The sequence below is a fragment of the Caulobacter sp. Root1472 genome (genome assembly GCF_001426985.1).
Taxonomy (GTDB): domain Bacteria; phylum Pseudomonadota; class Alphaproteobacteria; order Caulobacterales; family Caulobacteraceae; genus Caulobacter; species Caulobacter rhizosphaerae.
In genome coordinates this window covers 60,866-71,468 of the sequence record NZ_LMFX01000019.1, presented here as the reverse complement: position 1 = coordinate 71,468, position 10,603 = coordinate 60,866, and the positions used below count along the sequence as shown (strand labels likewise).

General features: G+C 67.2%; 10 protein-coding genes. 6 read left to right on the top strand and 4 right to left on the bottom strand.

Going from position 1 to position 10,603, the window contains the following annotated elements; all coding sequences use genetic code 11:
• The first annotated feature begins 720 nt into the window (after window positions 1-720).
• The 4 genes from ASD47_RS14070 to ASD47_RS14055 all read left to right on the top strand — a co-directional run bounded on the left by ASD47_RS14070 (window position 721) and on the right by ASD47_RS14055 (window position 5,318).
• Window positions 721-963 (top strand): hypothetical protein, encoded by a 243-nt coding sequence (locus ASD47_RS14070; protein ID WP_056757582.1) that lies wholly within the window; start codon window positions 721-723, stop codon window positions 961-963.
• A gap of 117 nt (window positions 964-1,080) precedes the next feature.
• Window positions 1,081-1,866 (top strand): potassium channel family protein, encoded by a 786-nt coding sequence (locus tag ASD47_RS14065; protein WP_235525877.1) that lies wholly within the window; start codon window positions 1,081-1,083, stop codon window positions 1,864-1,866.
• 109 nt (window positions 1,867-1,975) lie between these two features.
• Window positions 1,976-4,117, top strand: a complete 2,142-nt coding sequence (locus tag ASD47_RS14060) for a prolyl oligopeptidase family protein (RefSeq protein WP_056757580.1) — start codon at window positions 1,976-1,978, stop codon at window positions 4,115-4,117.
• A 118-nt stretch (window positions 4,118-4,235) separates the two neighbouring features.
• The gene (locus ASD47_RS14055) at window positions 4,236-5,318 is read left to right on the top strand and encodes a GNAT family N-acetyltransferase (protein ID WP_056757577.1); all 1,083 of its coding nucleotides are present in this window, start codon (window positions 4,236-4,238) and stop codon (window positions 5,316-5,318) included.
• A gap of 6 nt (window positions 5,319-5,324) precedes the next feature.
• On the opposite strand, the gene ASD47_RS26670 is transcribed toward ASD47_RS14055, so the two are convergent.
• The 4 genes from ASD47_RS26670 to ASD47_RS14040 all read right to left on the bottom strand — a co-directional run bounded on the left by ASD47_RS26670 (window position 5,325) and on the right by ASD47_RS14040 (window position 8,784).
• On the bottom strand, window positions 5,325-5,465 hold the full coding sequence (locus ASD47_RS26670; protein WP_156402244.1) for a hypothetical protein: 141 nt from the start codon (window positions 5,463-5,465) through the stop codon (window positions 5,325-5,327).
• Between the two features lie 115 nt (window positions 5,466-5,580).
• Complete coding sequence (locus ASD47_RS14050; RefSeq protein ID WP_056757572.1) at window positions 5,581-5,919, bottom strand: DUF2218 domain-containing protein; 339 nt, start codon at window positions 5,917-5,919, stop codon at window positions 5,581-5,583.
• 5 nt (window positions 5,920-5,924) lie between these two features.
• On the bottom strand, window positions 5,925-6,503 hold the full coding sequence (locus tag ASD47_RS14045) for a PadR family transcriptional regulator (RefSeq protein WP_162251645.1): 579 nt from the start codon (window positions 6,501-6,503) through the stop codon (window positions 5,925-5,927).
• Between the two features lie 145 nt (window positions 6,504-6,648).
• Window positions 6,649-8,784, bottom strand: a complete 2,136-nt coding sequence (locus ASD47_RS14040) for a M3 family metallopeptidase (protein WP_056757568.1) — start codon at window positions 8,782-8,784, stop codon at window positions 6,649-6,651.
• A 229-nt stretch (window positions 8,785-9,013) separates the two neighbouring features.
• On the opposite strand from ASD47_RS14040, the gene ASD47_RS14035 reads away from it, so the two are divergent.
• Both ASD47_RS14035 and ASD47_RS14030 read left to right on the top strand, forming a co-directional pair.
• The gene (locus ASD47_RS14035) at window positions 9,014-9,865 is read left to right on the top strand and encodes a glutamate racemase (RefSeq protein ID WP_056757564.1); all 852 of its coding nucleotides are present in this window, start codon (window positions 9,014-9,016) and stop codon (window positions 9,863-9,865) included.
• A 190-nt stretch (window positions 9,866-10,055) separates the two neighbouring features.
• Entirely contained in the window at window positions 10,056-10,598 is a 543-nt protein-coding gene (locus tag ASD47_RS14030) for an SRPBCC family protein (protein WP_056757563.1), read from the top strand.
• Window positions 10,599-10,603: the final 5 nt, after the last annotated feature.

The window sequence follows — 10,603 nt, the reverse complement described above, 5'->3', positions numbered from 1 at the left end:
CGTCGCCGTCATGCGAAAACTCGTCGAAGCCGCAAACCTCGTCCTCAAGCGACAGCAGCCCTGGGTTCGCCACGCCTGATCAACATGGTTGCTCACCCTCCCAAGCTTCGCTTGGGCCCCTCCCTCTCCCTCAGGGAGAGGGTAGTCTTTGGGGGATCCAGCGGGGTCCATCCCCGACAGACGCGCTAATAACATCAACCCTTTCAACGCCCTGGAAAATAATCAGCGTCACAAGTCCTCGGCGCTCAAACCGCCTGCACAATAGTCCTGTCTCCATCACGGGGAGGGCTCTTGGTACCGGCCCGAGCAGGCGATGGAGATGGAACCGAGCGGGGCCGCCTGGCCTTGGCGATCGGACCGCGGCGGGCGGCGGGGCTCAGAAGGCTCCAAGGTCTTTCGGGAACGGTGGCGGGACAGGCGGGTTGACGGGGCTGGGAGTTCAAACCGGCCTGTTCCAGGATCAGTCGGAGTCGCCGACGGCCCCTTCCGGGCGACTTTGCCTGAGGGGAAACGTCGATCGGGATGAAACAAGCCCTCAATCGCCGTCCCTTGAGACAAACGGTTCCGCGGAGCGGTCGGCCACGCCGAAACGTAAAACAACATCCCACGGTCATCCGGGCTTGGCCCGGACCGCTCCGCGCCTCCCCACCCACTCGCCCGCGAAGGGCCGAGGTCGAAGAGCCGTGTCCGCTCGCGACCTCTTCAAGCACGGAGAACCTCATGCCCAAGTCCAAGCCGCCCCGCCGCCGCAAGATCCGCCGAGGCAACGACCTTCGGGTCCTGATGATCGAAGGAGTCAGGTCCGCGCTGGCCCTGAACGACGCGATCCTCGCCAAGATCGACGACCAGCTCGGTAAGACGCCGAAGGGGCCGGCGAGGACCGCCCTGCTGGCGTGGCGCGCGGAGGTGAAATCGCATCGCCCAGGCCTGTTGGAGAACCGCGCCGACGCCATGAAGCCGTGACGGATGAGCGCGCAATGGCCCCCGGGGCTGGAAGATGAAAGTCGTCCGCTTGGGTCTTGAACCTGTATCCTGTCGTTGTATTGGGCGAACCTCATGCGTCGCCGCGGGATGGTCACTTTGACAGTCGAAAACACCGACGACCTGCGCCTGAGGGCCCGTTTCCGGGCGCTCTATCATGGCGCCTCGCCGGCCGCCGTGCGGTTCCGCTACGGGATCATCGTCATCGACCTGGCGATCATCGCCTTCTTCATCGCCGCGCCGCTGATGCGCCGCCACGGCCTGACCTTCTACCTGATCGACTACGGGGTGGCGGCGTTCCTGGGCCTGGACCTGCTGGCCCGGGCCGTCGCCCACGGCGACCCGAAGGCCTGGCTGAAGAAGCCGATCGTCTGGGTCGACCTGTTCGTGCTGGCCACCCTGCTGTTCCCCGGCTGGCTGTTCAACTTCGGCTTCCTGCGGGTGCTGCGGCTGTGGACCCTGATCCACAGCGAGTTCTTCTGGCGCACGGTCGGCCGCCGCTACGACGACACGCGGGTGGAGCAGATCACCCGGGCGGCCTCGTCGCTGCTGACCTTCGTGTTCGTGATCACCGGCTTCGTCTATTCCAGCTTCGCCGGCCGGCACCAGGGCATCGCCGGCTATGTCGACGCCCTCTATTTCACCGTCACCAGCCTGACGACCACCGGCTATGGCGACGTCACCCTGCCCGGCGTCTGGGGCAAGCTGCTGTCGATGGCGGTGATGCTGGGCGGGGTGTCGCTGTTCATCGGCCTGATTCAGTCGATCCTGCGGCCGCACAAGGTGACCTTCCCCTGTCCCTGCTGCGGCCTGCGCCGGCACGATCCCGACGCCGTGCACTGCAAGGCCTGCGGCCAGGTGCTGAACATTCCCAACGACGACTGAGCCCGCGGGATCGACGCACTGGCGCGGGCTTGGATTTGCGATACCGTCCGGCTCAAAGGCTCCGCTTGTCTGAGCGGGCCACCTGTCACGACAGCCGCTGGATCCCTAGATGCGTTGCCTGCTTCTCGCCCTCCTCGCCTCCACGAGCCTCATGACCGCAGCCCAAGCCGCCGACCCCGCTCCGCCCGCCAATACCGAAGCCCGCACGCCGCTGACCGACCTGGGCAAGGACGATCCTTACAAGTGGATGGAGGAGATCGAGGGCGAGCGGCCGATGGCCTGGGCCAAGGCGCAGAACACGCGCAGCCTGGCGGTCCTGCAGGGCGACAGCCGCTATGCCGGGCTGGAGGCTCAGGCCCTGGCGATCCTCAACGCCAAGGACCGGGTGCCCGGCGTGTCGTTCGCCGGCGACGGATCCCTGCGCAACTTCTGGCAGGACGCCGATCATGTGCGCGGGATCTGGCGTCGGACGACGCTGGAGAGCTACCGCACCGCCGAGCCCCAGTGGGAGACGATCCTCGACATCGACGCCCTGTCCAAGGCCGAGAACGCCAACTGGGTCTTCAAGGGCGCCAACTGCCTGCCGCCCGAAGAGACCCGCTGCCTGCTGACCCTGTCGGACGGCGGCAAGGACGCGGTGACGATCCGCGAGTTCGACACCACGACCAAGGCGTTCGTGCCCGGCGGCTTCGCCCTGCCCGAGGGCAAGCAGAACGTCGCCTGGCTGGACAAGGACACCCTGCTGGTGGCCCGCGAATGGGAACCGGGCCAGGTGACCAAGTCCAGCTATCCCTACGTGGTCAAGGCGCTGAAGCGCGGCCAGGCCCTGGCGGACGCCAAGGAGGTGTTCCGCGGCACGCCGGACGACGTCTCGGCCTCGGCCTACACCCTGACCGACGCCGACGGAAAGGTCGTCGCCGTCTTGGCCAATCGTGGAGTCAGCTTCTTCGAGGCCGAGACCTACCTGCTGACCGACGCCGGCCCGGTGAAGCTGCCCCTGCCGCTGAAGCACTCGATCCAGGCCTATGTGGCCGGCCAGATGGTCGTGTCGCTGGAGCAGGACTGGCCCGAGCGCAACTTCAAGACCGGCGACCTGATCAGCTTTGACCTGGCCGCCTTCAAGGCCGACCCGGCCAAGGCCGTCGCGACCCTGGTCCTGCGCCCCACCGCCAAGCAGTCGGTGGAAAGCGTCACCACCACCCGCGACCGGCTGGTGGTCGGCCTGCTGGACAATGTCACCGGCGCGGCCCTGGTCTACGCCCACGGTCCCCAGGGCTGGACGCACCAGAAGCTGGCCCTGGCGGCCAATTCGACGATCGGCCTGGGCTCGACCTCGCAGAAGGACGACCGCCTGTTCGTCAGCGTCACCGGCTATCTGACCCCCTCCACCTACTGGCTGGCCGACGCGGCCTCGCTGAAGCTGGAGCAGGTCAAGGCTTCTCCGGCCCGGTTCGACGCCTCGACCCACGTGGTCGAGCAGTTCGAGGCGACCAGCAGCGACGGCGTGAAGATCCCCTACTTCGTCGTGCGGCCCAGGGGCGTGAAATACGATGGTTCGGCCCCGACCCTGCTCTATGCCTATGGCGGCTTCCAGGTGTCGATGACCCCGGCCTATTCGGGGGTGATGGGCAAGCTGTGGCTGGAGCGCGGCGGGACCTATGTGGTCGCCAACATCCGCGGCGGCGGCGAGTTCGGCCCCGCCTGGCACGACGCGGCCCTGAAGGCCAACCGCCAGAAGGCCTATGACGACTTCTTCGCGGTGTCCCAAGACCTGATCGATCGCAAGATCACCTCGCCGCGCCGGCTGGGGATCATGGGCGGCAGCAATGGCGGTCTCTTGATGGGCGTGGCCCTGACCCAGCGGCCCGAGCTCTACAACGCCATCGTCGTGCAGGTGCCGCTGTTCGACATGATCCGCTACAGCCAGATCGGGGCCGGCGCCTCGTGGGTGGGCGAGTATGGCGACCCGGCCATCCCGTCCGAGCGAGCGGTGATCGCCAAGTACGACCCCTATTCCAACCTCAAGGCCGGTCGGAAATATCCCGAGGTGTTCATCGAGACCTCGACCAAGGACGACCGCGTCCACCCGGCCCACGCTCGCAAGGCGGCGGCTCGGCTGGAGGAGCTGGGCTATCCGGTGCTCTATTACGAGAACATCGACGGCGGCCACGCGGCCAGCGCCAACTTGGCCGAGACCTCTCGCCGCCAGGCGCTGGAATATGTCTACCTGTCGAAGAAGCTGATGGATTGACGCCCTGCGCTCGGGAGAACGCGGATCTCCCGAGCGTAAACCCTCGTTCAATCTATCCGCGTCAAGGTGGCGTCGAATATCCGGCCGCACGTTCGGCCCGAGCCGGATCGAGGTTGCCTTGAAGATCGACGTCTTCCCCGCCCTGGAACTGCCCGCGGAGGTCCGCGCGGTCTGGTCGGCCGCCCAGACCGGAGAGGTGCGTTTCGACAGTCCGTTCCTGTCGCCGTCATGGGCCCAGGCCGTGGCCCGGGCGCGCGGCCCCGCCAACAGCACCCGGGTCGCGGTCCAGTACGATCCGGCCGGCCGCCCGGCCGCGTTCCTGGCGGTGCGCAAGCGCGGCTCTACCGCCATGCCTGTCGGCGCCCCGATGAGCGACTACCAGGCCCTGGTGACCCGCGACGGCTTTCGGGCCGATCCGCGCGCCATGCTCCAGGCCCTGGGCGTGTCGCGCTACGACTTCTGCCACATGCAGGCGCAGGATCCGGCCTTCCAGGGTCATGCCCGCGGCCATTGCGTCTCGTGGGTGATCGAGGTCGCGGACGGCTACGCCGCCTATGAGGCCGAGCGCAAGGCGGCCGGCGTCGGCGCCCTGAAGGACATCGACAAGAAGCGTCGCAAGGTCGAGCGCGAGGTCGGCCCGACCCGGTTCACGGCCCTGTCGGACTCGCGCTGCGATTTCGAGCGGCTGATCGCCTGGAAGCGCGCCCAGCTGGCGGCCACCGGCCAGACCGACCTGTTCAAGACCGCCTGGGTCATGCGGCTCATGGACGAACTGCTGGAGACCCGCGACCCGGCGTTCGGCGGCGGGCTCTACACCCTGCATCTGGGCGACGAACTGGCGGCCGTGCACTTCCACCTGCGCGGCGGCGGCACGATCCACGGCTGGATGATCGCGCACGACCCGAAGTTCGAACGCTATTCGCCGGGCCTGCTGCTGTTCCAGGACATCCTCAAGAGCCTGGATGGCGGACCCTACAAGCGTCTTGATCTCGGCGCGGGCGACTATCGCTTCAAGCGCGAGCTGTCGAACCGTCAGCAAGGCGTGATGTTCGGGTTCCTGGGCGCGCCGTCGGTTTCCACCCTGGCCCGCACGGCGGTGTACGGTCTGCGCGAGATGGCCGAGGCCCTGCCGCTCGGGCCCATGTCGGCCTTGCCCGGCAAGGCGATGCGCCGGCTCGACCTGCTCCGCGGCCTGCGTTGAGAGCCGTCAGGTCGCGCGGACGATGAGGGCGATCACGCCGGTCCAAAGGACAAGATTGACGGCGACGACGAGCATAAACCAGCCAAAACGGTTCGAACGACCGTTCTGGCGCGCCCGGTACGGCGCGCCGCGGACCACCTGACCCATGGCGTTCCTCCCAAAAGCCCTCTACTGGAGCTTGAGTGGGATGAAGCGCCTATTCCGAGACGTGTGCAAGACAATTTGACTGGCCGTCCCAGGGCGGTCTGGAAGGGAAACGGCCTCAAGGCGAGGCGCGGTTGATCCGCAGGGCTGGCGGATCGATGCAGCCCGCCTCCCAGGCCCGGGTCCAGCCCAGCCGCTTGACGGGCTCGCGGAAGGCGAAGCGCAGCAGGTGTTCGGCGACAACGTCTTCCAGCCGCGCCAGGGCCTCCAGGTCGACGGCCTCGATCGTGACGTCCAGGCCTTCGGGATCGGCCAGCATGCTGCAGGTTCCCAGCGGCAGAGGGATCAGGGCCGAGACGTCGTCATACGTCGCCTCGAACCGGTGAGCCCAGTGCTTGGCCAGCTGGATCATGTAGCGCGCGCCGCGGTCGGTGTTCAGTCGGGCATGGCTCTGCATGACGGCTAGACCCCTTCAATGGCCGCGGCCGCGTCGTCCATGACCTTGGCGATCGCCGCGATCTGTTCGGGGGTCAGCGAGCCGGAGGTCAGCTTCAGGCGCAGGGCGGTCTTGAGGTTCTCGCGGGCCCGCATGATCTGCGGCGAGAAAGCGGCGCTCTGGGCGGCGGCCTCGGCCATGCGGGTGAACAGGCCGTGGACCGGCTGGCTGTTGGCCTCGAGGAAGGCTTGGCCCTCGTCGGTGATCGTATAGAGCTTCTTGCCGCCGCCGGCGTCGGCCGCGGTGACATAGCCCAGCTCTTCCAGCAGGGTCAGGGTCGGATAGATCACGCCGGGGCTGGGGGTGTAGGCGCCGCCGGCGGCGGTCTCGACGGCCTTGATCAGCTCGTAGCCGTGGCTGGGCTTGTCGGCGATCAGCTTCAGCACGACCAGGCGCAGGTCGCCATGATCGAAGAACCGGCCCATGCGGCCGCCGCGACGGTGATGACCCTCGTGGCCGCCGTGGAAGCCGAACGGATGGCGGCCGAAGGGCGCGCCGTGATGGCCGCCGTGGCGGCCGGGATGGTGGGGATGACGTCCAAACATGTGAGATTTAGATCCTGTTTCGTTATATCGAACTTACAGATATATCGGATTGGCCGAACGTCAAGAGTGTTTCCCGATATATCTAAAAAGGATCGTATCGCGGCTGGGGACAGGCGCATGCGCCTGTCCCCAATCGTTGCGCCGCCTAGGCGCCCGGCGGGACCGGGAAGCCGCGGTTGCGCATCAGGGCGCCGATCTTGACGTCGCGGCCGCGGAACCGGCGGAAGGCCTCGCCCGCGTCGATCGTATTGCCCACGCTCATGATGTCGTCGTGCAGGCGCTTGGCCACGCCCTTGTCGTAGAAGCCGCCCGGCGCCTCCTCGAAGGTCTCGGCGGCGTCGGCGGTCAGGGTGTCGGCCCAGATGTAGTTGTAGTAGCCAGCCGAATAGCCGTCTCCGGAGAAGATGTGGCCGAACTGGGTGGGTCGGTGGCGCATGACGATCTCGGACGGCAGGCCGATCTCGGTCAGGGCCGTCTTTTCGAATTCAGCCGGATCGATGGCCTGGCCCTTGGCGGCCAGGTGGATCTTCATGTCGTAGATCGCCGAGGCCAGGTACTCGACCGTCGAGAAGCCCTGGTTGAAGGTCTTGGCCTTCTCGATCTTGGCCACCAGCTCGTCAGGGATCGGCTTGCCGGTCTGGTAGTGGACGGCGAACTGGCTGAGCACCGGCTTGGTCGGCAGCCAGTGTTCGTTCAGCTGGCTGGGGAACTCGACGAAGTCGCGGGCCACGTTGGTGCCGGCCAAAGTCGGATAGGTCACGTCCGAGTTCAGACCGTGCAGAGCGTGACCGAACTCGTGGAACATGGTCGTGGCGTCGTCCCACGAGATCAGCACCGGCTCGCCGGGCTTACCCTTCACGAAGTTGCAGTTGTTGGAGACGATCGGCGTGATCACGCCCTTGAACTTCTCCTGGGTGCGGTACTCGCTCATCCAGGCGCCCGACTGCTTGCCGGCCCGGGCATAGGGGTCGAAGTACCACAGGCCGACACGCTGAGCGCCCTTGGTCACCTCCCAGACCCGCACGTCCGGATGGCAGACCGGCACGTCGGTGATCTGGGTGAAGGTGAAGCCGTACAGCTGGCCGGCCGCCCAGTGGATGGCCTCGCGCAGTTTCTCCAATTGCAGGTAGGGCTTGACCACGTTCTGGTCGAGGTCATAGCGCGCCTTGCGCACCTTCTCGGCGTAGTGGCGATAGTCCCAGGGCGCGATCTTGAAGGTCGCGCCTTCGGCGTCGGCGACCTTCTGCATGTCGGCCACCTCCTCGTGGACGCGGGCCACGGCGGGCTTCCAGACCTGCATCATCAGGTCCATGGCCGCGTCGGGGGTCTTGGCCATCTGGTCGTCGGTGATCCAGTGGGCGTAGGTTTCGAAGCCCAGCAGCTGGGCCTTCTCGGCCCGCAGCTTCAGGATGTCGGTGATCACCGCCTTGTTGTCGTGGATGTCGTTGTTGTCGCCGCGCGACACCCACATCCGCCAGCCCTTCTCGCGCAGGTCGCGGCGATCGGAATAGACCAGGAACGGCTCCATCGACGAGCGGGTGTTGGTGATCAGCCACTTGCCTTTGAGGCCCTTCTCCTCGGCGGCGGCCGCCGCCCCGGCCTTCACTGAGTCCGGCAGGCCGGCCAGGTCGCCCTCGGCCAGTTCCAAGGTGTAGCCTTCCTCGTCGGCCAGCTCGTTCTGGCTGAACTTGGTGTAGAGGCTGGCCAGGGCCTGGTTGATCTGGCCGAGCCGGGCTTTCTTCGTCGCGTCCAGCGCCGCGCCCTGACGGGCGAAGCTGTTGTAGACCACCCAGGTCAGGCGCTTCTGCTCGGGCGTGAGGTTCGAGGTCTCGCGAGCGTCGTAGACCGCCTTGATGCGGGAAAATAGCTGCTCGTTCTGGATGATCTCGTCCCCGAACGCCGCCAGCTTCGGCGTGGTCTCGGCCTCGACCTTCTGCATCTGCGCGTCGTTCATGGTCGAGGTGAACACCCCAAACAGCGCGCTGACCCGGTTCAAGGTCCGTCCGGAGTCCTGGAAAGCCGCCATGATCCCCTCGAAGGTCGGCGCCATGCGCTTGGCGGTCAGGGCGAAGATCTCCTGCCGCTGCTGCGCCATCGCCGCCTCGAAGGCCGAGGCGAACAGTTCGGGCCTGACCTTGTCCAGTGGCGGCAAGCCGCCGTGCGGGCCGGTCCATGGAGCCAGCAGGGGGTTGGACGGTGGGGAGGCGGGCGTGGCGGCTTTGGTGATCATGGGCGTCAGGGCGGCCGCGCTGGCGGCGGCGAGGAAGGAACGGCGCTTCACGGCGGTCTCCAAGGGAACGAACCTGGACCCTAGAGCGCCGCACGGCTGGGAAGTAAGCGCTTTTGTGCGCAATTCGTCCCGTCAATCGTGAATTCTGCGACAGAATTCCCGCGTGAGCCGGATTCGGCAGGCGCGTTCTTGCGCAAAATCCGGCTGCTGCACCTAGCCTGCGCGAAAATCTCAAGGGCGGCGCGTGGACGGTTCGGCAAGAGCGCGGTAAGCCAAACCCATGTCCATCGGCGTCTTCGACTCCGGCGTGGGCGGCCTCACGGTCCACCGCGCCCTCGTGAACCGTCTGCCCCAGGCGGACTTCGTCTATCTCGCCGACCAGGCCAACGCCCCCTACGGCGGCCGGCCGGGCGAGGAGGTCGTCGCCCTGACCCGGGCCGGCTGCGAGCGCCTGTTCGACGCCGGCGCCAGCCTGGTGGTCCTGGCCTGCAACACCGCCTCGGCCATCGCCCTGCGCCGCCTGCAGCAGACCTGGTTGCCTGGTTATCGCAAGCAGCTCGGCCGCCCCATAAACGTGTTGGGCATCATCGTCCCGACCATCGAGGCGGCCACCGGCCTGCCCTGGGAGCACGAGGCCGAGCGGCGCGGCGACAAGGTCGAACAGCTGGACGTGCTGGGCGTGTTCTCGACCCAGGGCACGACCAATTCGCGCGTCTACGAGATCGAGATCGACAAGCGCAAGCAGGACATCGCGGTGTTCTCGCAGGCCTGCCCGGACCTGGTGCCGATGATCGAGGCCGACGCCGGCGCCGTGGATCTGGCCAAGGCCGTCGAGGGCTATGTCCAGGCGCTGAAGACCCGCATCGGCCGCTATCCCGACCGGGCCGTGCTGGGCTGCACCCACTACGAGATCATCGCCGACATCTTCCGCGCCGCCCTGCCGGCCGGCACGCCCGTCATCCACCAGCCGGCCGCGACCGCCGACGCGTTGGAGCTCTATCTGCAACGCCATCCGGAGCTCGACCCCGGGACCGGCGGCACGCGCCAGTTCCTGACCACGGGCGCGCCCGGCCCGCAGAACGGGCTGGTCGAGAGCTTCTGGGGCGGCCCGCTGCGATTCGAGGCGGCTTAAGTCCAGGCGGCGAACACTTGCCCCCTACTGGCCTTCGGCCGTCTTCCCCCAGAGGGGGAAGAGCCTTAAGCCCAAGCGCTCCGCCCCCTATGGGGGCGGACAGACCGCGCAGCGGTCAGGTGGGGGCAAGCGCGGGCTTGACGCTGACCTTAGGAAGACCACCCTTCCTCCAAACGGGAGGGCCGACCTCATGAAACACCTGCTGATCACCGCCGCCGCGCTGGCCCTGGCCACCGCCGCGCTCGCGCCCGAAGTCAGGGCTGAGGTCGTCGACGCCCAGCCCAACGGCTTCCAGGTCAAGCGCACGGCGGTGCTGAGCGCGCCCGCCGACAAGGTCTATGCGGCGCTCTCCCAGCCGTCGCAATGGTGGAACAAGGACCACACCTGGTCCGGCTCGGCGGCCAGCCTGTCCCTGGCCCCGATGGCGGGCGGCTGCTTTTGCGAGAAGCTGCCGAACGGCGGCTCGGTGATGCACATGACTGTGGTCTACGCCCAGCCCGGCCAGGGCCTGCGGCTGTCGGGCGCCCTGGGACCGCTGCAGATGTCCGGCGCGACCGGCCATCTGGGTTGGACCCTGGCCGAGAAGGACGGCAAGACCACCCTGACCCAGACCTATGACGTCGGCGGCTACATGACCGGCGGGCTCGACAAGATCGCGCCGGTCGTCGACCAGGTTCTGGGCGAGCAGTTCGACCGTCTGAAGGTCTATGTCGAGACGGGTAAGGCCCCGTAGCCGCC